The organism is Streptomyces sp. NPDC027185 (assembly GCF_055567035.1).
Window position 1 is genome coordinate 840,328 of sequence record NZ_JBVHRF010000001.1, and the last position, 23,046, is coordinate 863,373.

Sequence of the window (23,046 nt, forward strand, 5' to 3'; positions counted from 1 at the left end):
TGTATATCAGCGGGCCGCGGGAAGAGGAGGGCGGCCCTCCGCCATGGTGCCCGCCCGGACCGGTCGCCGCAGGACGTCCGCGGCGCCGGCGGTCCGGTCGGGTTACCTGCGCGGCTGAGAGTCGAGAACCTGCTGGAGCGCCTCGAACTCCTCGACACACTTGCCGGAACCGAGCGCGACGGAGTCGAGCGGGTCCTCGGCGATGTGGATGGGCATACCGGTCTCGCGGCGCAGCCGCTCGTCCAGACCGCGCAGCAGCGCACCGCCGCCGGTGAGGACGATGCCGCGGTCCATGACGTCGCCGGACAACTCCGGCGGGCACTTGTCGAGCGTCGTCTTCACCGCGTCGACGATGGAGTTGACGGGCTCCTCGATGGCCTTGCGGACCTCGGCGGCGGAGATGACGACGGTCTTCGGCAGACCGGAGACCAGGTCACGCCCGCGGATCTCGGTGTGCTCGTCCTGCTCCAGGTCGTACGCCGAGCCGATGGTGATCTTGATGCTCTCGGCGGTCCGCTCCCCGAGCAGAAGGCTGTACTCCTTCTTGATGTGCTGGATGATCGCGTTGTCCAGCTCATCGCCGGCGACGCGGATGGACTGGGCCGTGACGATGCCGCCGAGCGAGATGACCGCGACCTCGGTGGTGCCGCCGCCGATGTCGACGACCATGTTGCCGGTGGCCTCGTGGACCGGCAGACCCGAGCCGATCGCGGCGGCCATCGGCTCCTCGATGATGTGCACCTGACGCGCACCCGCCTGCGTCGACGCCTCGATGACGGCGCGGCGCTCGACACCGGTGATCCCGGAGGGGACGCAGACCACGACGCGCGGACGGGCCAGATACCGCCGCTTGTGGATCTTGAGGATGAAGTACCGGAGCATCCGCTCGGTGATCTCGAAGTCGGCGATGACGCCGTCCTTGAGGGGCCGTACGGCGACGATGTTGCCGGGCGTGCGCCCGATCATCTTCTTCGCCTCGGCACCCACCGCGAGGATGCCACCGGTGTTGGTGTTGATGGCCACCACCGACGGCTCGTTCAGCACGATCCCGCGACCCCTGACGTACACCAGCGTGTTGGCGGTGCCGAGGTCGACAGCCATGTCACGGCCGATGAACGACATGTTGTTCCCCATGAGGATACGTCTGGCCTTCCCAACTGGAGCGAATGCTTACTGGAGGTCGGCAGGAGGTGATGCGCCGGCACGGCGCGGAAGCTTCATCGTAGTTCGTCACGCCGCCCGTCCGAACACGGCGGTGGGCGCTGCTTCCGCCATTGTCGGCGGTAGCCGCACCCGCCTTACTCAATGGTGACGTCGTGTCGCGGGGGCGCGTTCCCCCGAATGCGGCGGATATGCCGAGGGGCGACCGGAGATTTCCTCGGTCGCCCCTGGTCACGAGGGGTATACGCGCGATGATGTATCAGGCGAGGCCGGGAAAGAAAATCTTGATCTCCCGTTCGGCGGACTCCTCGGAGTCCGACGCGTGGATCAGGTTCTCCCGGGTGATCGTGCCGAAGTCCCCACGAATGGACCCGCTCGGTGCGGTAATCGGGTCGGTCGGTCCGGCGAGCGCGCGGACGCCCTCGATGACCCGCTCACCCTCGACGACGAGGGAGACCACCGGGCCGGACGACATGAACGTCATCAGCGGCTCGTAGAAGTCCCGGCCGACGTGCTCGGCGTAGTGCTGCTCCAGGATCGCGCGGTCGAGGGTGCGCAGCTCCAGGGCACCGATCGTCCAGCCGGCCTTCCGCTCGATCCGGCCGATGATCTCGCCGACCAGGCCACGACGGACCGCGTCAGGCTTGAGGAGGACGAGGGTGCGCTGGCTCATGAAGAAAGCTCCTTGCGAAGAACGGGTGCGGTGAGGCGAGGCTACAGGGAGGCGGCCGGAGCCCGGCGCCCGGGACCGTACGGGGCGCGGCCCCCGGCCGCACGGGGCGACGGGCTCCGGTCACCGGAGCGGCGCGGGAGCGGCGCCCGCGCCGCGGGGCGCTACGCCGCCTCCGCCTCCGCCTCGGCCATCGCCGCCCAGCGGGCCTTCGCCTCGTCGATCTTCCGGCCGTAGTGCACCGACGCCCACCACAGCGCGGCGAAGACCACGCCGAGGAAGAACATCGTCGGGACGACGAAACCGCTGGCGATCAGGGCTATCTGGAGCGCCCAGCCCAGCTGCACGCCGCCGGGGCGGGTCAGCACGCCGCAGAGCAGGACGCAGAGCAGCATCGCGATACCGCTGACCGTCCAGACCGTGGCCGCCGGGAGGTCGTTGAGCTGCATCGCCACCAGACCGGCGAAGCCGATGACGAAGAACTCGCCGATCAGGGTGCTCGCACAGAGCGTCCGCATCGTCAGCCCCTCCCCAGCAGCAGCCGTGCTTCGCCGACCGTGATCACCGAGCCGGTGACCAGCACGCCCGCCCCGGAGTACTCGCCCTCCTCCTCGGCCAGCGTGATCGCCGCCTCCAGCGCGTCGTCGAGCCGCGGCTCGACCTGGACCCGCTCACTGCCGAACACCTCGACGGCGACCGCGGCCAGCGCGTCCGGGTCCATCGCGCGGTGGCTGGAATTACGCGTGATCACAACCTCGGCGAAGACCGGCTCGAACGCCTCCAGGAAGCCCCGGACGTCCTTGTCGTCGCTGGCGCCGACCACGCCGACCAGGCGGCTGAAGCCGAACGCCTCGGTGACACCGTCGGCCGCGGCGCGGGCGCCCGCCGGATTGTGCGCGGCGTCCAGCACGACCGTCGGGCTGCGGCGGACGACCTCCATCCGGCCCGGCGAGGCGACCGAGGCGAACGCCCGGCGGACGGTGTCGATGTCCAGGCTGCGGGCGTGCGCCGAGCCGATGCCGAAGAACGCCTCGACCGCGGCGAGCGCCACCGCGGCGTTGTGCGCCTGGTGGGCGCCGTAGAGCGGCAGGAAGATCTCCGGGTACTCACCGCCCAGACCGCGCAGCGTCAGCATCTGCCCGCCGACCGCGACCTCGCGGGAGAGCACCCCGAACTCCATGCCCTCACGGGCGACGGTGGCGTCCACCTCGACCGCGCGCTTGAGCATCACCGAGGCCGCCTCGACCGGCTGCTGCGCCAGGACGACGGTCGCGTCCTTCTTGATGATTCCGGACTTCTCGACGGCGATCTTCTCGGGGGTGTCCCCCAGCCGGTCGGTGTGGTCCAGCGCGATCGGGGTGATCACCGCGACATCGCCGTCGATGACGTTGGTCGCGTCCCAGGTGCCGCCCATGCCGACCTCGACGACGGCGATGTCCACCGGGGCGTCGGCGAACGCGGCGTACGCCATCGCCGTCAGCACCTCGAAGAACGACAGCCGGTACTGCTGCTGGGCGTCGACCATCTCGATGTACGGGGCGATGTCGCGGTACGTCTCGATGAAGCGCTCGGCGGAGATCGGTGCGCCGTCCAGGCTGATCCGCTCGGTGACGGACTGGACGTGCGGGCTGGTGTACCGGCCGGTGCGCAGGTCGAAGGCGCCGAGCAGCGCCTCGATCATCCGGGCGGTGCTGGTCTTGCCGTTGGTGCCGGTGATGTGGATGGCGGGGTAGGCGCGGTGCGGGGAGCCGAGGATGTCCAGCAGCGCCGCGATGCGCTGCACCGACGGGTCGAGCTTGGTCTCCCCCCAGCGCCCCGCCAGCTCCTCCTCGACCGCGCGCAGCGCACGGTCGGTCTCGGGGTCCTCGGGCCGGCTGGGCACGTCCCCCTGCGGGGGTCCGGCCTGGGCGCGCAGGGTGCGGCTGCCGGCCTCGATCACCGCGAGATCGGGGTCGCGCCGGGTCTCGGCGTCGACCATCTCCTCGAAGGCGTCGGTCTGCTCGGGGTCGTCGTTCTGGGGGCTCTCGCTCACGCCGACCAGTCTACGAGCCACCCCTGACAACGGTCTCGCCCGCACCACGGCCCGCGGCCCCACCGCGGGCCCCGGCCGCGCCACCGCAGGCCAGCCACCCGGCGCACCCGCCCCCGGCCCGTTCACCGCAACGCGGTCCTCACCGCAGCGCCGCCTTCATCATGGCGCGGGCGACCGGCGCGGCCAGGCCGTTGCCGGAGACCTCGGCGCGGGCGGCGTCGCTGTCCTCGACCATCACCGCGACCGCCACCTGACGCCCCCGGTCGTCCTGCGCGTACGAGACGAACCACGCGTACGGGGTACCGCTGTTGTCGACGCCGTGCTGGGCGGTGCCGGTCTTGCCGCCGACGGTCAGGCCGTCGATCCTGGCGTTGGAGCCGGTGCCCTTGTCGACGACGGTGCGCATCGCGGAGCGCAGCTGCCCGGCGGTGCGCTCCGACATCGTCCGGCCGTACGTCGTGGCCCCCGGCTCCTCCAGGGTGTTGCCGGAGCCGTCGGTGAGCCGGTCGACCAGCTGCGGGGTCTTCAGCTCGCCGCCATTGGCGATGGCGGCGACGACCATCGCCATCTGCATCGGGGTGGCCTGGTCGTCGAACTGGCCGATGCCGGAGAGGGCGGTCTGCGCCTCGTCCATGTCCTTCGGGTAGACGCTCCTGCCGGCCCGCACCGGGGTGTCGACCTTCCTGTCGTTGAACCCGAACTTCTCCGCCTGCGCCCGGACCTTGTCCTTGCCCAGGTCGGCGGCCATCTTCGCGAAGACGGTGTTGCAGGAGTACTGGAGCGCGGTACGGATGTCGGCGTTCTCGCACGGCGCCGAGGCACTCTCGTTCCGCAGCTGGGTGCGGGTGTGCGGCAGCGTGTACGGGTCGGGGCTGCGGGTCGGCTCGTCGACCGAGGAGTACAGCCCGTCCTCCAGCGCCGCCGCCGCGACGACCAGCTTGAAGGTGGAGCCGGGCGGCAGCGCCTGCCGCAGCGCGCGGTTGACCTCCGGGCTGTCCGGGTCGTCGCTCATCTTCTGCCACGCCGCACGGTCCGCGTCATCCGATCCGGCGAATTTCCCCGGGTCGTACGAGGGGGTACTGACCATTCCGAGGATCTTGCCGGTGGCCGGGTCGAGGGCGACGGCGGCGCCCTTCTTGCCGCCGAGCGCCGCGTACCCGGCCTTCTGCACCGACGCGTCGATGGTGGTGGCGACGTCGCCGCCCTTGGGGCGACCGCGGGTCAGCGCGTCCGCCGGGGACCGCAGGCGGCTGTCGGTGCCGTCGAGGAGGTCGCCGTAGAGCGCCTCCAGCTGGTTGGAGCCGTAGATCTGCGAGGCGAAGCCGGTGACCGGGGCGTAGAGGGAGCCGTCGGTGTAGGTGCGCTTGTACCGCAGTGAGCCGGAGGTCTCGGCGGAGCCGGTGACGGGGCGGCCGTCGACGAGGATGTTGCCCAGCGGGGCCGCGTACTTCCCTATGGTGACCCGTGGAATGTCCGGATCACTGCGGTACGTACCGGCCTGGGCGCCCTGGATCCAGGTGGCCCAGCCCATCAGCGCGACGATCAGCGTCAGGCAGAAGACCGAGACCCGGCGCAGAGGTTTGTTCATGATCGGCGCTGCTCCTCACGGTTCGGGCGGTTCCTCCGGAAACTCCCGGGGCCCCGTCCAGGGTTCCTCCGTTCGATGAGAGCGCGATGAAAATGACCGTCCGTCCCGGCCAGGCAACTTTTCCCCGCATTCCCCCCTCTTCGTCGCGGGGAGCGCCACGGGCCCTCCCCCACCGGAACGGACGGAATACGGGAGCGAAGAACGTGCCGCCGACACGTCAGCGGATGCATCTGGTGCTGCTCACCGCCTGGACGGTGCTCTGGTTCGCCGTCGTCGAACCGCACGGCGGCTTCTCCTGGCACTACCTGCGGGACGGCGGGGAACTCCTCTACCAGGGCTCCGCCGGCGACGGCACCGGCGGCCTCAACCTCTACGCCCACCATCCCGAACTCCAGATGGGCCCGGTCAGCTTCCTGGTCGCCGGGGTCTTCAACCCGTTCCCCGAGGCCACCGGGCAGTTCCTGGCCGCGGCGCTGATGTCGCTGCTCGGCCTGGTGATCACGGTGCTGGCCGGGCGCAGCGCCGCCGAACACTTCCTGGGCACCGGCACCAACCACCGGCGGCTGCGGCAGCGCGTCCTGATCGCCGGGCTGGCGTTCATCCCGATGTGGATCGAGGTCGCGGTCCGCTTCGGCCACCTCGACGACGTCCTCGCGCTGTTCTTCACCGCCCTCGCCGTCCGCTTCCTGACCCGCGGCAACCCCGTCGCGACCGGCGCCTGCCTGGCGCTGGCGATGGACGCCAAACCCACCGCGCTCGCCTTCCTGCCGCTGCTGCTGGCGCTGCCCCGGCGGCAGTGGCTGCGGGCCGGGCTGTGGTGCGCCGCGCTGGTCGCGCTCGCCTGGCTGCCGTTCTTCCTGGACTCCCCCGGTACGGTCGCCGCGGCGCGCTTCACCATCCCCAACCACCCGGCGTCCGCGCTGCGCTGGCTCGGCGTCGGCGACCCCGAGACACCCGGCTGGGACCGCCCCGCCCAGGCGGTACTGGGCCTGACCCTCGGCTCGCTCGCGGTGTGGCGGGGCCGCTGGGCCGCCGTCGTCCTGCTCGGCGCCAACGCCCGCATCGTCCTCGACCCCAGCGTCTACACGTACTACACGGCATCGGTGCTGCTGGGCACGTTGCTCTGGGACGTCATCGGGCAGCGGCGGCTGGTGCCGTGGTGGAGCTGGCTGGCGCTGCTCACCCTCTACGGCAGTGTCTTCGCCGTCCCGGACGACGCGGCGCGCGGCCTGATCCGGCTGGGCTTCGTGGCGGTGTCCACCGCGTACGTCCTGCTGTGGCCGGTACGCGAGCGGGGCACGCGGGCCGGGCGCCGGGGGGCGGACACCGGCGCCGCGGCACGGCCGAGGCCCCCCGCCCGGACGGACGAGGGGCCTGCGGTGCGGATCCCGGGGCAGTCCCCGGGCGCGGTCACGCCTGCGGCAGCGCCGCCAGCTGAGCGGTGATCCGGACGAGGTCCTCCTCGGCGGTGGCCAGCCGGCCGCGGATCTTGTCCACGACCTTCTCCGGCGCCTTGGCGAGGAACGCCTCGTTGCCGAGCTTGCCCAGCGCCTGCGCCTTCTCCTTCTCGGCGGCGGCCAGGTCCTTCGTCAGCCGCTTGCGCTCCGCCTCGACGTCGATCGCACCGGAGAGGTCGAGCGCGACGGTGGCACCGGCGACGGGCAGCGACGCGGTGGCGCTGAACTCCTCACCCTCAGGCTGGAGGCGCAGCAGCGACCGGATGGCCGCCTCGTGCGCCGCCAGCGCCGTACCGGCCACCTCCAGCCGCGCGGGCACCTTCTGACCGGGCTGGAGCCCCTGGTCGGAACGGAACCGGCGGACCTCGGTGACGACCTGCTGGACCAGCGCGATCTCCTGCTCGGCGGCCGTGTCCCGGAAGCCGGAGTCGGCCGGCCACTCGGCGACGACCAGCGACTCCCGGCCGGTGAGCGTCGTCCACAGCGTCTCGGTGACGAACGGCACGATCGGGTGCAGCAGCCGCAGCGTGGTGTCCAGCACCTCGCCCAGGACCCGCGCCGAGACCTTCGCCGCCTCGCCGCCGGCCAGGAACGTCGTCTTCGACAGCTCGACGTACCAGTCGAAGACCTCGTCCCACGCGAAGTGGTAGAGGGCGTCGGCGAGCTTCGCGAACTGGTAGTCGTCGTAGTACGCGTCGACCTCGGCCACGACGGTGTTCAGCCGGGAGAGGATCCAGCGGTCGGTGGCCGACAGCTGCTCGGCCGGGGGCAGTTCGCCCTCGATCGTGGCGCCGTTCATCAGCGCGAACCGCGTGGCGTTCCAGATCTTGTTGGCGAAGTTCCGGGACGCCTGGACCCAGTCCTCACCGATCGGCACGTCGGTGCCGGGGTTGGCGCCGCGGGCGAGCGTGAACCGCAGGGCGTCGGAGCCGTACTTGTCCATCCAGTCCAGCGGATTGACGGTGTTGCCGAACGACTTCGACATCTTCTTGCCGTGCTCGTCCCGGACCATGCCGTGGAACGCGACGGTACGGAAGGGCACGTCGTCCATCGCGTACAGGCCGAACATCATCATCCGGGCGACCCAGAAGAACATCAGGTCGTAGCCGGTGACCAGCACCGCGTTCGGATAGAACTTCTCCAGATCCGGCGTCCGCTCCGGCCAGCCCAGCGTGGAGAACGGCCACAGACCGGAGGAGAACCACGTGTCGAGGACGTCGGTGTCCTGCTCCCAGCCCTCACCGCTCGGCGGCTGCTCGTCGGGGCCGACGCAGACCGTCTCGCCGTTCGGACCGTGCCAGACCGGGATGCGGTGGCCCCACCACAGCTGGCGGGAGATGCACCAGTCGTTGAGGTTGTCGACCCAGTCGAAGTAGCGCTGCGTCAGCTCAGCGGGGTGGATGTTGACCCGGCCGTCGCGGACCGCGTCGCCCGCCGCCTTGGCCAGCGTCTCCACCTTCACCCACCACTGGAGCGACAGCCGCGGCTCCAGCGTCGTCTTGCACCGCGAGCAGTGGCCGACGGAGTGGACGTACGGCCGCTTCTCGGCGACGATCCGGCCCTCGGCGCGCAGCGCGGCGACGATCGCGGACCGCGCCTCGAAGCGGTCCAGACCCTCGAAGGGGCCGTGGGCGGTGATGACGCCCCGCTCGTCCAGCACCTTGATCGATTCGAGGTCGTGGCGCTGGCCGATGGCGAAGTCGTTCGGGTCGTGGGCGGGCGTGACCTTGACGGCGCCGGTGCCGAACTCCGGGTCGACGTGGGCGTCCGCGACGACCGGGATGGTGCGGCCGGTCAGCGGCAGCGCGATCCGCCTGCCGATGAGGTGGGCGTAGCGCTCGTCGTCGGGGTGGACGGCGACCGCGGTGTCACCGAGCATCGTCTCGGCGCGGGTCGTCGCGACGACGACGGTGTCCTCGCCCTCGCCGTACTTCAGCGAGACCAGCTCGCCGTCGTCGTCCTGGTAGTCGACCTCGATGTCCGAGATGGCCGTCAGACAGCGCGGGCACCAGTTGATGATGCGCTCGGCGCGGTAGATCAGACCCTCGTCGAACATCTTCTTGAAGACGGTCTGGACGGCGCGGGAGAGGCCCTCGTCCATGGTGAAGCGGTCCCGGTCCCACGCGACGCCGTTGCCCAGGCGCCGCATCTGCCCGGCGATCTGCCCGCCGGACTCGGCCTTCCACTTCCAGACCCGCTCGACGAACGCCTCACGGCCCAGGTCGTGGCGGGACTTGCCCTCCTTGGCCAGCTCCCGCTCGACGACGTTCTGCGTGGCGATGCCCGCGTGGTCCATGCCCGGCTGCCACAGCGTCTCGTAGCCCTGCATGCGCTTGCGGCGGGTGAGGGCGTCGATCAGCGTGTGCTCGAAGGCGTGGCCCAGGTGGAGCGAGCCGGTGACGTTGGGCGGGGGGATGACGATCGTGTACGGGGGCTTCTCGCTCTTCGCGTCGGCACTGAAGTAACCGCGCTCTACCCAGCGCTCGTACAACGGCCCCTCTACGTCGGCCGGCGTGTACTGGGTCGGCAGTTCGGGGGCGCTGTGGGGGCTCTGCTGAGTGTTCTCGGTCACGACCGACAGTGTACGGGCGCGGATGTCGCAGCTTCGAATCGGTTTCGCCCCCGGGGCCCTCGCTGTCACCGGCGTCGTACAGGATGTGTCAGAGCAGGAAAAGCCCTGCCGCCAGCAGTCACGAGGGGAACCGCTCCATGAGCTTCAACCAGCCGCCGCCCGGACCGTACGGCCAGCAGCCGCAGCAGCCCGGACCCTACGGCCAGCCGCAGCCCCCGGCCCCGCAGCCCGGTTACGGCTATCCGCAGCAGGGCGGCCAGGTGCCCCCGCAGCAGGGCTACGGCTACCCCCAGCAGGGCGCCCCCCAGCAGGCCCCGTACGGCGCGCCGCAGCAGCCGGGCCCCTACGGCCAGCAGCCGCAGGCGCCGTACGGCCAGCAGACTCCGTACGGCGCGATCCCGCAGGGCCCGCCGTCCTCCGGTGGCGGCGGCAAGAAGATCGGCATGATCATCGGCGCGGTGGCCGTCGTCGCGGCCATCGGCGTCGGCGCCTACTTCGCCTTCGGCTCCGGCGGCAGCGTCCCCCCGTACACCATCGTCCTCAAGGACAAGCTGGTGAACGGCGAGTACACCAAGGCCCCTCAGCAGCCCGGTGCCCCGAGTGGCGACAAGAACTTCTCGAACGACAAGGAACTCCGGGCCATGGGCATCACCAACAGCAAGGTGGTGCAGGGCTCCTACTCCAACGCCGGCGGCCAGGGCCTGAGCGTCACGGGCGTCTACGGCGAGGTGGCGGACCCGGATTCGGCGGTGGACACCCTGTTCGCCAAGGTCGACGCGGACCAGAAGAAGAACTCCTCGCGGGTGAAGGTCGAGACGACGGTGCCGATCACGTCGTTCTCCCCCGACGACTTCGACGGCGCCGTGATGAAGTGCCGTACGCAGAAGGGCACCTACTCCGCGTCGAACGGCATCAGCGGGGCGGTGACGGCGACCACCTGCGTCTGGGCCGACAGCAGCGCCGTCGGCATCGTCAGCTCCGCCGCCAAGCCCGACCCGTCGGGCTCCTCCGCCTCGCAGGCGCTCACCACCGAGCAGCTGTCGGAGAAGACCGCCACGCTCCGCAACGAGGTGCGCCAGGAGAAGTAGCCGCCACGGGCCCGACGAAGAGCCGCCCGGCAGCGCGTGCGCTGCCGGGCGGCTCTCGTGTGTACGGGGGGGGCGCTACGCGCTCTTCTCGTGCGGCTCGCCCGACTCGCCGCGGCTGCGCGGCACCAGGGTCGGGTTGACGTTGGAGTGCACGACGTCCTCGGTGATGACGACGCGGGCCACGTCCTTGCGGGAGGGGACCTCGTACATCACCGACTGGAGGACCTCCTCCATGATCGCGCGCAGTCCGCGGGCGCCGGTCCCGCGCAAGATCGCCTGGTCGGCGATGGCCTCCAGCGCCGGACGGTCGAAGTCCAGCTCCACGCCGTCGAGTTCGAAGAGGCGCTTGTACTGCTTGACGAGGGCGTTGCGCGGCTCGACGAGGATCTGCAGCAGCGTCTCGCGGTCGAGGTTGTGCACCGAGGTGAGGACGGGCAGTCGGCCGATGAACTCGGGGATCAGCCCGAACTTCACCAGATCCTCCGGCATGACGTCCTTGAGCTGGTCCTTCGACTCGATCTCACGCTTGGAGCGGATCGTGGCGCCGAAGCCGATGCCCTTGGCGCCGGACCGCGCCTCGATGATCTTGTCCAGTCCGGCGAACGCGCCGCCCACGATGAACAGCACGTTCGTCGTGTCGATCTGGATGAACTCCTGGTGCGGGTGCTTGCGCCCGCCCTGCGGCGGCACCGAGGCGGTGGTGCCCTCCAGGATCTTCAGCAGCGCCTGCTGGACGCCCTCGCCCGAGACGTCACGGGTGATCGACGGGTTCTCGCTCTTCCGGGCGACCTTGTCGATCTCGTCGATGTAGATGATCCCCGTCTCGGCCTTCTTGATGTCGAAGTCCGCGGCCTGGATCAGCTTGAGCAGGATGTTCTCGACGTCCTCGCCGACGTACCCGGCCTCGGTGAGGGCGGTGGCGTCCGCGAAGGCGAACGGGACGTTCAGCATCCGGGCGAGGGTCTGCGCGAGCAGTGTCTTGCCGGAGCCGGTGGGGCCGAGCAGCAGGATGTTGGACTTCGCCAGCTCGATGCCCTCGTCGCCGCGACCGCCGCCGTTCTCGCCCGCCTGCACCCGCTTGTAGTGGTTGTAGACGGCGACCGAGAGGGCCTTCTTGGCGGGCTCCTGACCGACGACGTAGCCGCCGAGGAACTCGTAGATCTCGCGGGGCTTGGGAAGCTCCTCCCAGCGCACCTCGGAGGTCTCGGCCAGCTCCTCCTCGATGATTTCGTTGCAGAGGTCGATGCACTCGTCGCAGATGTACACACCAGGTCCCGCGATGAGCTTCTTCACCTGCTTCTGACTCTTTCCGCAGAACGAGCACTTGAGCAGGTCGCCGCCGTCACCGATGCGTGCCACGAGGTGCTTCCCCTTCGCCTGGGATCCGCATTGCTCCTACGGACCCGGGTGCTTGCCTATCGACGGTACCTTGCCGGGCCCTTCGTACGGGCCCCCCTTGGACCGACTCCGTCGACTCGGTCCAAGGGGGCGGGCGCCCGGCGCCTGTACGGGTACCGCTAACCCATCGAGACCGACGACTTGCGCGTCGACACGATCTGGTCGACCAGACCGTACGCCAGGGCCTCCTCGGCGGTCAGGATCTTGTCGCGCTCGATGTCGTCCCGGATCTTCTCGATCGGGGTCGAGGAGTGCTTGGCCAGCAGGTCCTCAAGCTGCGAACGCATCCGCAGGATCTCGTTGGCGGCGATCTCCAGGTCGGAGACCTGACCGGGACCGGTCTCGCTGTACGGCTGGTGGATCAGCACGCGGGCGTTGGGCAGCGCCATCCGCTTGCCGGGGGTGCCGGCGGCGAGCAGCACGGCGGCGGCGGACGCCGCCTGGCCCATGCAGACCGTCTGGATGTCGGGCTTCACGAACTGCATCGTGTCGTAGATCGCGGTGAGCGCCGTGAAGGAGCCGCCCGGGGAGTTGATGTAGATCGAGATGTCCCGGTCGGGGTCCATCGACTCCAGGCACAGCAGCTGCGCCATGACGTCGTTGGCCGACGCGTCGTCGATCTGCACGCCGAGGAAGATCACCCGCTCCTCGAAGAGCTTCGCGTACGGGTCGTACTCCCGCACGCCCTGCGAGGTGCGCTCGACGAAACGCGGAACGATGTAACGGGACTCGGCGCGCGGGCCGGAAAACTCGGACTCGGCGCCCTGGTACAGGCCGCTGCCGGGGAAGTTGTTCATCGGAAGGTTCACCGTCCTGGTGGCGATCAAAGGGCTGGGGTGGCTGTGGGGCGAGTGGTCCGCGGGCTCAGGCCCCGGTGCCGCCCCCGCCCGGAACGCCGGAGGCGGAGGTCATGACGTCGTCGATGAGGCCGTACTCCTTCGCCTCTTCGGCGGAGAACCAGTGGTCGCGGTCGGAGTCACGGGTGATCTGCTCGACGGTCTGACCGGTGTGGAAGGCGGTCAGCTCGGCCATGCGCTTCTTGGTGTGCAGCAGCCGCTCGGCGTGGATCTTGATGTCCGACGCGGAGCCGGCGAGACCGGCGGAGGGCTGGTGGATGAGGATCTCCGCGTTGGGCAGCGCGAACCGCTTGCCCGGCGTACCGGCGCTCAGCAGGAACTGCCCCATGGAGGCGGCCAGGCCCATGGCGATCGTCACCACGTCGTTCTTGATGTACTGCATGGTGTCGTAGATCGCCAGGCCGGCCGAGATCGAGCCGCCCGGGGAGTTGATGTAGAGGAAGATGTCCTTGTCCGGGTCCGCGGCCAGGAGAAGCAGCTGCGCGGTGATCTTGTTGGCGATGTCGTCGTCGACCGGCTGGCCGAGGAAGATGATCCGCTCGCCGAGCAGCCGGTTGTAGACCTGGTCGCCGAGGCCACCGAAGGTCGGCTCAGCGGCGGCGGAAGGCATCGGGATCGTCACGTGTCCACCTGCTCGTTGTCGGACGGTACGAAAACCGTCTCAGCGTCGTCTGCCGGGGCGTGGGGGTCTGCGCCGTACGGTATGGCCCCGGCGCGTTCGGAGACTCCCCTGCCCTCGTATCTACGGACCCTAACGCGCAGGTCGGACAACGCCATCCCGCTTGGAGAACTGTTCGCTGTGAGCGCAGGCTCACCGGGCGGTGACGAACACGGGCCCGAACGCGCGCAGCGGCGCGTCCGGGCCCGTGATCAAGGGGTGCGGGAGGGTGCCGGAGCTCAGCTCTCGGTCTTCTCCGCGGCCTCGGCGCCTTCGGCCTCGGCGACGACGCTCTCGGCGGCCTCGGCCTCCTCCTCGTCGTCCAGCTCGACGATCTCGCCGTTGCTGTCCTTGACGGTGGCGGCCTCGACGACGACGGCGAGCGCCTTGCCGCGGGCGACCTCACCGACGAGCATCGGCACCTGGCCGCCCTCGACGACCGCCTGGGCGAACTGGTCGGGGGACATGCCGGAGGACTGCGCGCGGCGCATGAGGTGCTCGGTGAGCTCCTCCTGGCTGACGTTCAGCTTCTCCTTGTTGACCAGCTCATCGAGGATGAACTGGGTCTTGATGCCCTTCTCCGCCTGCTCCTTGGTCTCGGCGTCGAACTCTTCCTCGGTCTTGCCCTGGATCTCCAGGTACTTCGCGAGGTCGAGGCCCATCTGGCCGAGCTGGTGGTTGACCAGGTTGTGCTTGCGGGTGTTGATCTCGTCCTCGAGCAGCTTCTCGGGGATCGGGACCTCCACGAGCTTCAGCAGCTCGTCCAGCACCTTCTCCTGGGCCTGGGTGGCCTGGTCGTACTTCTTCATCTGCTCAAGGCGCTTGGCGCTGTCGGCCTTCAGCTCGTCGAGCGTGTCGAACTCGCTGGCCAGCTGCGCGAAGTCGTCGTCCAGCTCGGGCAGTTCGCGGGCGGCGACGGCGGTGACGTCGACCTTGACCTCGGCCTCCTTGCCCTGGGCGGAGCCGCCCTTGAGCTCGGAGGTGAAGGTGGCGGTGCCGCCGGCCTCGACGCCCTTGACGGCCTCGTCGATGCCGTCCAGCAGCTCACCGGAGCCGACGGTGTAGCTGACGCCCTTGGCGACGCCGTCCTCCAGGACCTCGCCGTCCACCTTGGCCTCAAGGTCCAGCGTCAGCACGTCGCCGTCCTGCGCGGCGCGCTCGACCGGGGAGGTGGTGGCGAAGCGCTCACGGAGCTGCTCGACGGACTTGTCGATGTCCTCGTCCGACACCGTGACGGCGTCGACCTCGACCTCGATGCCGGAGTAGTCCGGGATCTCCAGGGCGGGGCGGATGTCGACCTCGGCGGTGAAGGCCAGCAGCTCGCCGTCCTTCAGCTCGGTGATGTCGACCTCGGGCTGACCGAGGACGTTCAGCTCACCCTCGTTGACCGCTTCGGTGTAGAACTTCGGGAGCGCGTCGTTGACGGCCTCCTCCAGCACGGCGCCACGACCGAACCGCTGGTCGATGACGCGGGCAGGGATCTTGCCCTTGCGGAAGCCCTTCACCGTGACCTGCTGGTTGATCTTCTTGTACGCCGCGTCGAGGCTGTCCTTGAGCTCCTCGAAGGGCACCTCGACAGTGAGCCGAACCCGGGTCGGGTTCAGGGTCTCCACGGCGCTCTTCACGGTTCGGTCTCCTTGGGGCTGACTTCTTGGGGTTCTGCTGGGATCTTCCGGGACGCTCCCGCAGGCGCGGGCCCCGGCCGATCGCACCCGGTCCTGAGACACACGGGCACGCAGCTTGCATAGTAACCGCAAGGAGGACGGCACCGACAACGCGACCTCGCGGGCCCGTGCGGCGGGTGAGCGCACCGCGTGGAGGCCGTGGCCGCGCAGAGTCACCTACGAAAATCCGTAGGTGACATCGAGAGGCGGGTCGCGCCCCGGGGAGCCGGTCCACCGGGGCGTACGCCGAAGTCATACTGCTGGTCGGGGTGGCCGGATTCGAACCGACGACCTTCCGCTCCCAAAGCGGACGCGCTACCAAGCTGCGCCACACCCCGTCGGTGCGACACGTAGGGTACATGCCCGATGGCACTGCGGCTGCCGGATATCCGGCGCGGCCGACCGGTGTGCGGTGGAGGGGTCCGACCCGCTACAGTGCACTGCGTGCCGGGGTCGCGACGACCTGTGGCACATGCGGGCGTAGCTCAATGGTAGAGCCCCAGTCTTCCAAACTGGCTACGCGGGTTCGATTCCCGTCGCCCGCTCAGAGAGAGGTGAGAGGCCCCGGATCCGATGGTCCGGGGCCTCTTGTCGTACGCGGGACGCCCATAAGGTGAGCGGTATGGAGATCTGGATCAATCCCGCGTGTTCCAAGTGCCGTTCGGCGGTCGACCTGCTCGACGAGGAGGGGGCGCAGTACACCGTGCGCCGCTATCTGGAGGAGCCCCCGACGGCGGACGAGCTGCGCGCCGTGCTGACGCGCCTGGGGCTGGAGCCGTGGGACATCACACGGACACAGGAGGACGAGGCGAAGGAGCTGGGGGTGGCGTCCTGGGAGCGGTCGGACGCGGAGCGGGAGCGGTGGATCGGGGTGCTGGCCGCGCATCCGCGGCTGATCCAGCGGCCGATCATCACCGCCGATGACGGTACGGCGGTCGTGGGGCGCAGCGAGGAGGCGGTGCGGTCCGCGCTGACGCGGGGGGCTGCGTCCGGGAGCTGACACGGATCCGGGGCCGGGCCGCGGGTGCGGTCCGGCCCCGGGCCGGCGGGGCGCCGCCGGTGGGCGGCGGGCTGCGCTCAGAAGGTGATGTGGTTGATCGTGTCCGCGAGGGAGTTGAAGAACCGGTTTATGGACGGGGCCATGCCGGTGGACGCGAGGAAGAACCCGAAGAGGATGGCGACGATCGCCGGGCCGGGCTTGATCGTCTTGCCGCGGATCAGCACGATCAGCACGATCCCCAACAGCAGCACCACTGACAGCGAAAGAGCCACAACTGATCACACCCTCGGTCGGAAGCCTCACCGGCCGGGAAGTGTGCAGCCGCACACCCCCGCAGGCACCCATCGTGCCACCAAGTGGCTTCCCACCGCATACGGGTGACGAATCATCGGCCAACGCTTTGCCCGCTTCGTACCGTTGACGGGAGAAGGGGGTGTACGTCGCGCTCGCCCGGTGGGACGGGGGCGGCGCGGCAAGGTGCCAGGAAGCGGGCGTGGGGGTGGCCGGGCGGGGCACCGTACGGGGTGGGCGGGGCGGAGGGAAACGGCCGGCGCCGCACGCAAGGTAATTCGGCCGGATCACTTCGCCACGGGCGGCTGATAAGTGAGCTTCGCCACTGCGATATTCGGGTGGCGGCTCCGGTGTATTCACCTCGTGAACGGCGGAGTGCGTTTTCCCGGCGTGGCGCCACTCACATCGCGGGCGGTGGCGCGGGTACGGGAAGGGGACATTCCCGGTGACGGCTCCCGCGGACGGTATCGACCGTTTTAAGGGGGTGAAATGGCACAGAACTCCGCGTGGATCGGGGTGGGCTCCACGGTGGGTGCGGTATTCGGGCGGGATATGGCGAGTGCGACCGGGGAAACGGATCACGCGTGCCGGCGGCTGCGTACGGCGCTTACCTGGGGAAATGCCGAATTACCTGACGGCGGGTTTTACGCATTCGGCGGATCGCCACTAGGGTGCCTCAGATGTTTCAGCCTGCGGCCCCTTCGCGACGTGCCCTTCCCGAGGCCCGGGAGGGGGTGGTCGCGGACCGGACGGCGTCTCCGTCGAGCGGACCCGCGGCCGGAGGTCTCGACGGAGCGGCACCGGCGCGGGGCCGGGACGCGTTCTTCGACAATGCGAAGTACCTCGCCATCGTGCTGGTGGCGATGGGGCACGCGTGGGAGCCGCTGACCGACGGCAGTCGCGCGGCCGAGGCGCTGTACATGACGGTGTACGCGTTCCACATGCCGGCGTTCATCATCATCTCCGGGTACTTCTCGCGCAGTTTCGATATGCGCAAGGACCGGTTGCAGCGGCTGGTCACCGGCGTCGCCGTTCCGTACGTCCTCTTCGAGACGGCGTACACGCTCTTCGCGCGGTGGGCGAATGACGATCCGAAGATGCCGGTCAGTCTGCTCGATCCGTGGTTTCTGACGTGGTTTCTGGTCGCGTTGTTCCTCTGGCGGCTGACGACGCCGTTGTGGAAGATCGTCCGTTGGCCGGTGCCGCTGGCGCTCGTCATCGCCGTCGCGGCGTCCGTGTCGCCGGAGATCGGTGACGATCTCGATCTGCAGCGGGTGCTGCAGTTCCTGCCGTTCTTCGTGCTGGGACTGAATCTGAGGCCGGAGCATTTCGCGTGGGTGCGGCGGCGGGCGGTGCGGATCGCGGCGGCGCCGGTCTTCGCGGCGGCGGTGGTGCTGGCGTACTGGGCGGCGCCCCGGATGACGTCGGCGTGGTTCTACCACCGTGACAGCGCGCAGGAACTGGGCACCACCTGGTGGGCCGGTGCCGTGATGACGCTGGCGCTCTTCGGGTGTTCGCTGGTGCTGACGGCGTGCTTCTACGCCTGGGTGCCGACGCGGCGGACGTGGTTCACGGTGCTGGGCGCGGGCACGCTCTACGGCTATCTGCTGCACGGTTTCCTCGCCAAGGGGTCCCGTTTCTGGGGCTGGTTCGACGACTACGCCTGGCTGCACACCCCGCTCGGGGAGGTCGCGGTCACGGTGATCGCCGGTGTGGTGGTGACGGCGCTGTGCACGCCGCCGGTCCGTAAGGTCTTCCGGTTCGCGATGGAGCCGACGATGGCGTGGGCGTTCCGCAAGGATCCGGAGGGCGTCCGGCGGGCCGCGGCGGAGCGGAGCGGGGCCGGGGCGGGTGCGCCGGTGAAGGCGGACGCGGGCCGCGGGTCCGCCACCCGGTAGCCGGGCGCCGGGGAAGGCCCTCGCCGGTGCCGGGCGGCGCCTATCCTGTGCGGCGTGCCGGCCTCGATCTACCACGTACGCAAGACCTCGCTCGGTCCCAAGCGCAAGTACCGGATCTCCGCCGATGACGGGGAGGGGAAGCCGGGTGAGCCGCTCGGCTACGCCGAGAAGCAGCTGAAGCTCTCCGATGTGCTGGACCTCTACGAGGACGAGGGGCGCGGCGAGAAGCTGGTGACCGTCCGGGAGAGTTCGCAAGGGTGGCTCGCCGCGCTGACCGGTTACGAGGCGTTCGACGGCGGGGGCCGGTTGCTCGGCTCGTTCGGGGTGCTGCCGAAGAGGTCGGTCGACCGTACGACCTGGGAGTTCGAGCAGCCCGGTCTCGGCAGGCTCACCGGTACCGAGCGCAGTGCCGCGACGGCGCGGGCCCGGCGGCTGCTGACGCTCCTCGACGCGGTCGGGGAGATCGCCGGGGCGCTGGTGAAGTACCACTTCGACTTCGTGCGGGACGGCGGCGAGCCGGTGTTCAGCATCGACAAACCCAAGGTGTTCGACGACTGGTACCGCCTGACCGTGGACGAGGACGCCGTGGACCGGCGGCTGCTCTTCGCGCTGGCCGTGACGATGGAGGCGCGCCAGCGGGGCTAGCGGCCGCACCGGGCCTCGCGGGGGCGAACGGCCGCGCCTGACCGTGAGGCCGTGCCGGGCCGTGGCCGCGCCGTGCGGGCGCGTGCGGCCAACTCCTTCTCCTTTCCGCTGTGTTGAGGTCGCGCGTCCGGGCGTGCGGGTGGTCCGCCCGCCGCTCCGGTCCGCGCTCCGCCGCGCCCGAAATCTCCTTTGGTAAACTAATTATCGACCATTTCTTGACCTTCTCTTGACTTTAGGTGCCGGTTCCTGGCTGCGGTTCCGTTCCGGTCCCGTGTCGGCGCCGTCCATCCGTCCACCCGTCAGACCTTGGAGGAGCCATCGGTCACGCACAGACCCTGATAGCCATGGGCGGAGCCTTTCTGGCCGCCGCCGTGCTCGCCCGGACCGGCCGCCGGATCGGCCTGCCGACCATTCCCCTCTTCATCCTGGCCGGGATCCTGCTCGGCCCGCACACCCCCGGCCTGGTGCTGGTCGCCGACCCGCACGACCTGGAGATGCTCTCGCTCCTCGGGCTGGTGCTGCTGCTCTTCTACCTCGGCCTCGAATTCCATGTGGACGACCTCAAGAACGGCGGGCGCGCGATGGCGCTGGCCGGCGGCGCCTATCTGGCGCTGAACGTCGGCGCGGGCCTCGCCTTCGGCTTCGCGCTCGGCTGGGGCACGTCCGAGGCACTGGTGCTCGCCGGGGTGCTCGGCATCTCGTCGTCCGCGATCGTCACCAAGGTGCTGGTCGACACGGGGCGGCTGGGCGGTCCCGAGGCGAAGCCGATCCTCGGGATCATCGTCGTCGAGGACATCTTCCTGGCGCTGTACCTGGCGGCGCTCCAGCCGGTGATCTCCGGTGCGGACTCGTTCGGTGCGGCGGCGCTCGACGCGGGCAAGGCGTTCGGGTTCCTGCTGCTGCTCGCCGCCGCGGCGCGGTGGGGCACCCGGGTCGTCGACCGGCTGATCGCCACCCGGGACAACGAACTCCTCGTCATCTCCTTCCTCGGTGCGGCCGTGCTGATCGCCGGGGTCTCCGAGTGGTTCGGGGTCGCGGACGCCATCGGCGCGTTCATGGTCGGTCTGATGCTGGGCGGTACCAGCTGCGGCGACCGGATCCGGGAGCTGGTGCATCCGCTGCGGGACGCGTTCGGCGCGATCTTCTTCTTCGCCTTCGGGCTCTCCATCAACCCCGGTGACCTGCCGTCGGTGCTGGTGCCCGTACTCATCGCCGTCACGCTGACAGTGGTGATGAACGTCCTCGCCGGGCTGGTGGCCGCGCGGATCCACCGCTTCGGGCCGCGGCCCGCGGCGGGCATCGCCACCTCGCTGCTGGCCCGCGGCGAGTTCGCGCTGATCCTGGCGACGATGGCGGCGGCCGCGGGGCTGGACGAACGGCTGTCGCCGTTCATCGCCGGGTACGTGCTGATCCTCGCGGTGCTCGGGCCGCTGGCCGCCGGGCGGGCGGAGCTGCTGGCGCGGGTGCTGCCGGGCGGCCGCCGCGCGACGGATCGGGCGGCGGCACGTGCGGCGAACGAAGCGGACGGAGCGGACCAAGCGGCGGCCGAGCCGGCCGGCGCTACGCGTCCCGGCAGATGAGGAGCAGCGCCCGGTCGTCGTTGACGTCCTTGGCGACCGCCTCGATCAGATGCCAGGCGGCGCCCGCGAAGCCGCCCGTGACGTAGCGGTCGGCCTCGCCGGTCAGCCGGTCCATGCCCTCGGCGATATCGCGTTCGGCGGACTCGACCAGGCCGTCGGTGAACATCATCAGGACGTCGCCGGGGCGCAGCCGGCCCTTCACCGGGTCGAACTGCGCCCCGTCGTACACCCCGAGGAGCGGGCCCTCGCCGGACTTCTCCTCCCAGCGGCCGGTCCCGGCGCAGAGCTGGAGGGCCGGGAGGTGGCCCGCGGAGAGCAGTTCGTAGTCGCCGGACTCCAGGTCGAGGACGAGGTGGATGGAGGTGGCGAAGCCCTCGTCCCAGTCCTGGCGCAGCAGGTAGCCGTTGGCCGCGGGCAGGAAGCCGTGCGGCGGCAGCGAGCCGAGGAGGCCGCCGAAGGCGCCGGAGAGCAGCAGTGAGCGGGAGGCGGCGTCCATGCCCTTGCCGGAGACGTCGGTGAGGACGACCTCCAGGATGTTGCCGCCCTGGGTGCGGGAGGCCACGACGAAGTCCCCGGAGAACGACTGCCCGCCGGCCGGGCGCAGCGCCATCTCGTGGTGCCAGCCCTCCGGCAGTCGGGGCAGTTCGCTCTGCACCCGGATGCGTTCACGCAGGTCGAAGAGCATGGTGGAGCCGCGCCGCCAGGGCACGCCGACGCGGCTGCGGAACTGCGCGATGAGCAGGCCGATCAGCCCGACGGCGGCGACGATCAGGACCGTGCCGGGGGTGATGCGCTCCGTCCCCTCGTCGTACGGGCCGAAGAGCGCCGCCTCCACGATCAGGGCGGTCGCGGCGGCGGCGTAGAGGACGAGGAGGTTGGCGGGGCGCAGCAGGAGGCCGCCGGCGATCACCGGGAGGACCAGTGCGGTCGGCCCGAACCACTCCGTGTGCCAGAGCGTGCCGCCCGCGATGAGCACCACCGAGACCAGCAGCGCGACGACCGCGGGGCCGTCCGAGCCGTCGCCGCGGAAGTAGTCGACCCCGGCCTTGCGCACGCCGACGCGGGCCCGGTGCAGCGCCTTGTGCAGCCGGGCCGTCAGGGGTTCCGATCCCGGGCGGCGTGTCATGTCACGGGGACTTTATCCACCCGTTCGGCGGCGCGTCGATTCGCCGGACGCGGCCCGGTGTGATTGCCGGGAATCCCGTTCGAAATGCGGTCGCGCTGCCGGAGACCCTCCTGGTACAGGTGGCGTATGACGACAGAGTTGCGGATGTTGCAGCCGGACGAAGGAGACGCCTGGTACGGGAAGCTGGAGCGCGCCTTCGGCGAGGAGGAGACCGACGAGGAGCGGGCGCTGTGGCGGGAGCTGATGGAGCCCGGCCGCTCCCTCGCCGCGTGGGACGACGGCGAGATCGTCGGCACCGCGGGCGCCTTCTCCTTCGGCGTGACGGTGCCGGGCGGCGCGTCCGTACCCGCCGCCGGCGTGACGATGGTCAGCGTGCAGCCGACGCACCGCCGCCGCGGGGTGCTGACCGCGATGATGCGGCGGCAGCTGGACGACGTACGGGAGCGGGGCGAGCCGCTGGCGATGCTGACGGCGTCGGAGTCCGCGATTTACGGGCGGTTCGGGTACGGCGCGGCCACACAGGAGATGCGGATCAAGGCCGACACCACCCGGGTGGCCCCTGCTGCCCTGCCCGGTTGTGACGACGTACGGCTGCGGCTGAGGGAGCCGGACGAGGCGCTGGCGGCGTGCGAGGCGGTCTACGCGCGCACGATCGCCGGGCGCGCCGGGATGCTGGCGCGGCAGCCGGGCTGGGAGCGGATGGTGATCCTCGACCCGGAGGACGACCGCGACGACGACGAGGGGCCGCTGCAGTGCGTGGTGGCCGAGTCCGGCGGCGAGGTGGCCGGCTACGCCCGGTACTCCGTGGTGAGCGACTGGGCCGAGGCGGGTCCGCAGGGCACGGTCCGGGTGTGGGACCTGGCCGCGCCGGATCCGGTGGTGGGCGCGGCGCTGTGGCGCTACCTCTTCGGCATCGACCTGACGACGTGGGTGACGGCGCGCAATCTTCCGGTGGACGATCCGCTGCTGCATCTCGTCGCGGACATGCGGCGGTGTCTGATCGGGCTGCGGGAGGCGGCGTTCGTCCGGCCGGTGGAGCTGGGCGCGGCGCTGTCGGCGCGGACGTACCAGCGGCCGGTGGACGTGGTGCTGGACGTGGCCGATCCGTTCTGCCCGTGGAACGAGGGCCGCTGGCGGCTGTCCGGCGACGGCTCCGGCGCGCTCTGCGAGCGGACCGCCGACCCCGCCGACCTGGCGCTCTCCGTACGGGAGCTGGGCTCGGCGTACCTGGGCGGCTTCACGCTGTCGGCGATGGCGGGGGCCGGGCGGGTGCGGGAGCTGCGGCCGGGTGCGCTGGCGGCGGCGTCGGTGGCGTTCGGCTCGGACGTCGCGCCGTGGCTGCCGCACGAGTTCTGACGGAG

At 70.4% G+C, this 23,046-nt stretch carries 19 protein-coding genes and 2 tRNA genes; 8 read left to right on the top strand and 13 right to left on the bottom strand.

Going from position 1 to position 23,046, the window contains the following annotated elements; genetic code table 11:
- Positions 1 to 102: 102 nt before the first annotated feature.
- From ACZ4M8_RS03590 to ACZ4M8_RS03610, 5 genes are all read right to left on the bottom strand, one after another.
- A complete protein-coding gene (locus ACZ4M8_RS03590) occupies positions 103 to 1,122 on the bottom strand; it encodes a rod shape-determining protein (RefSeq protein WP_003985182.1) in 1,020 nt (339 codons plus the stop codon).
- A gap of 298 nt (positions 1,123 to 1,420) precedes the next feature.
- Positions 1,421 to 1,834 (bottom strand): nucleoside-diphosphate kinase, encoded by a 414-nt coding sequence (gene ndk, locus ACZ4M8_RS03595; protein WP_467603001.1) that lies wholly within the window; start codon positions 1,832 to 1,834, stop codon positions 1,421 to 1,423.
- Between the two features lie 161 nt (positions 1,835 to 1,995).
- Positions 1,996 to 2,349, bottom strand: a complete 354-nt coding sequence (locus ACZ4M8_RS03600; RefSeq protein ID WP_467603002.1) for a DUF4233 domain-containing protein — start codon at positions 2,347 to 2,349, stop codon at positions 1,996 to 1,998.
- A 2-nt stretch (positions 2,350 to 2,351) separates the two neighbouring features.
- A complete protein-coding gene (gene folC / locus ACZ4M8_RS03605) occupies positions 2,352 to 3,863 on the bottom strand; it encodes a bifunctional tetrahydrofolate synthase/dihydrofolate synthase (protein ID WP_467603004.1) in 1,512 nt (503 codons plus the stop codon).
- A 139-nt stretch (positions 3,864 to 4,002) separates the two neighbouring features.
- Entirely contained in the window at positions 4,003 to 5,451 is a 1,449-nt protein-coding gene (locus ACZ4M8_RS03610; protein ID WP_467603005.1) for a peptidoglycan D,D-transpeptidase FtsI family protein, read from the bottom strand.
- A gap of 224 nt (positions 5,452 to 5,675) precedes the next feature.
- Here ACZ4M8_RS03610 and ACZ4M8_RS03615 point away from each other — a divergent pair, with 224 nt between their 5' ends.
- Positions 5,676 to 6,896 (top strand): hypothetical protein, encoded by a 1,221-nt coding sequence (locus tag ACZ4M8_RS03615; RefSeq protein WP_467603465.1) that lies wholly within the window; start codon positions 5,676 to 5,678, stop codon positions 6,894 to 6,896.
- On the opposite strand, the gene ACZ4M8_RS03620 is transcribed toward ACZ4M8_RS03615, so the two are convergent.
- The gene (locus ACZ4M8_RS03620; protein ID WP_467603006.1) at positions 6,862 to 9,480 is read right to left on the bottom strand and encodes a valine--tRNA ligase; all 2,619 of its coding nucleotides are present in this window, start codon (positions 9,478 to 9,480) and stop codon (positions 6,862 to 6,864) included. The genes ACZ4M8_RS03615 and ACZ4M8_RS03620 overlap by 35 nt on opposite strands.
- A 137-nt stretch (positions 9,481 to 9,617) precedes the next feature.
- Here ACZ4M8_RS03620 and ACZ4M8_RS03625 point away from each other — a divergent pair, with 137 nt between their 5' ends.
- Entirely contained in the window at positions 9,618 to 10,568 is a 951-nt protein-coding gene (locus ACZ4M8_RS03625; RefSeq protein WP_467603008.1) for a hypothetical protein, read from the top strand.
- Positions 10,569 to 10,643: 75 nt separating this feature from the next.
- Here ACZ4M8_RS03625 and clpX read toward each other — a convergent pair whose 3' ends face one another.
- From clpX to ACZ4M8_RS03650, 5 genes are all read right to left on the bottom strand, one after another.
- Entirely contained in the window at positions 10,644 to 11,927 is a 1,284-nt protein-coding gene (clpX, locus tag ACZ4M8_RS03630) for an ATP-dependent Clp protease ATP-binding subunit ClpX (RefSeq protein ID WP_467603009.1), read from the bottom strand.
- Between the two features lie 158 nt (positions 11,928 to 12,085).
- Positions 12,086 to 12,763 (bottom strand): ATP-dependent Clp protease proteolytic subunit, encoded by a 678-nt coding sequence (locus ACZ4M8_RS03635; RefSeq protein WP_467603010.1) that lies wholly within the window; start codon positions 12,761 to 12,763, stop codon positions 12,086 to 12,088.
- A 67-nt stretch (positions 12,764 to 12,830) separates the two neighbouring features.
- Entirely contained in the window at positions 12,831 to 13,433 is a 603-nt protein-coding gene (locus tag ACZ4M8_RS03640) for an ATP-dependent Clp protease proteolytic subunit (RefSeq protein WP_467603468.1), read from the bottom strand.
- A 287-nt stretch (positions 13,434 to 13,720) separates the two neighbouring features.
- Complete coding sequence (gene tig, locus ACZ4M8_RS03645) at positions 13,721 to 15,106, bottom strand: trigger factor (RefSeq protein WP_467603012.1); 1,386 nt, start codon at positions 15,104 to 15,106, stop codon at positions 13,721 to 13,723.
- Positions 15,107 to 15,406: 300 nt separating this feature from the next.
- Positions 15,407 to 15,483 (bottom strand) — tRNA-Pro (locus ACZ4M8_RS03650).
- Positions 15,484 to 15,619: 136 nt separating this feature from the next.
- Here ACZ4M8_RS03650 and ACZ4M8_RS03655 point away from each other — a divergent pair.
- Together ACZ4M8_RS03655 and ACZ4M8_RS03660 are read left to right on the top strand one after the other, a co-directional pair.
- Positions 15,620 to 15,690 (top strand) — tRNA-Gly (locus ACZ4M8_RS03655).
- A 77-nt stretch (positions 15,691 to 15,767) separates the two neighbouring features.
- Positions 15,768 to 16,145, top strand: coding sequence for an arsenate reductase family protein (locus tag ACZ4M8_RS03660; RefSeq protein ID WP_467603013.1), 378 nt, complete (start codon positions 15,768 to 15,770; stop codon positions 16,143 to 16,145).
- Positions 16,146 to 16,222: 77 nt separating this feature from the next.
- Here ACZ4M8_RS03660 and ACZ4M8_RS03665 read toward each other — a convergent pair whose 3' ends face one another.
- The gene (locus ACZ4M8_RS03665; protein WP_030283919.1) at positions 16,223 to 16,417 is read right to left on the bottom strand and encodes a hypothetical protein; all 195 of its coding nucleotides are present in this window, start codon (positions 16,415 to 16,417) and stop codon (positions 16,223 to 16,225) included.
- 699 nt (positions 16,418 to 17,116) lie between these two features.
- Between ACZ4M8_RS03665 and ACZ4M8_RS03670 the strand changes: the two genes are divergently transcribed.
- From ACZ4M8_RS03670 to ACZ4M8_RS03680, 3 genes are all read left to right on the top strand, one after another.
- On the top strand, positions 17,117 to 18,334 hold the full coding sequence (locus ACZ4M8_RS03670) for an acyltransferase family protein (RefSeq protein ID WP_467603015.1): 1,218 nt from the start codon (positions 17,117 to 17,119) through the stop codon (positions 18,332 to 18,334).
- A 54-nt stretch (positions 18,335 to 18,388) separates the two neighbouring features.
- Entirely contained in the window at positions 18,389 to 18,979 is a 591-nt protein-coding gene (locus ACZ4M8_RS03675) for a hypothetical protein (protein ID WP_467603016.1), read from the top strand.
- 344 nt (positions 18,980 to 19,323) lie between these two features.
- Positions 19,324 to 20,559 carry a cation:proton antiporter gene (locus tag ACZ4M8_RS03680; RefSeq protein ID WP_467603017.1) on the top strand — a complete coding sequence of 412 codons (1,236 nt, stop codon included), beginning with the start codon at positions 19,324 to 19,326 and terminating at the stop codon, positions 20,557 to 20,559.
- On the opposite strand, the gene ACZ4M8_RS03685 is transcribed toward ACZ4M8_RS03680, so the two are convergent.
- Positions 20,540 to 21,685 (bottom strand): SpoIIE family protein phosphatase, encoded by a 1,146-nt coding sequence (locus ACZ4M8_RS03685; protein WP_467603019.1) that lies wholly within the window; start codon positions 21,683 to 21,685, stop codon positions 20,540 to 20,542. The two genes, ACZ4M8_RS03680 and ACZ4M8_RS03685, sit on opposite strands and share 20 nt — an antisense overlap.
- A 126-nt stretch (positions 21,686 to 21,811) precedes the next feature.
- On the opposite strand from ACZ4M8_RS03685, the gene ACZ4M8_RS03690 reads away from it, so the two are divergent.
- Complete coding sequence (locus ACZ4M8_RS03690) at positions 21,812 to 23,041, top strand: GNAT family N-acetyltransferase (RefSeq protein ID WP_467603020.1); 1,230 nt, start codon at positions 21,812 to 21,814, stop codon at positions 23,039 to 23,041.
- Positions 23,042 to 23,046 lie beyond the last annotated feature (5 nt).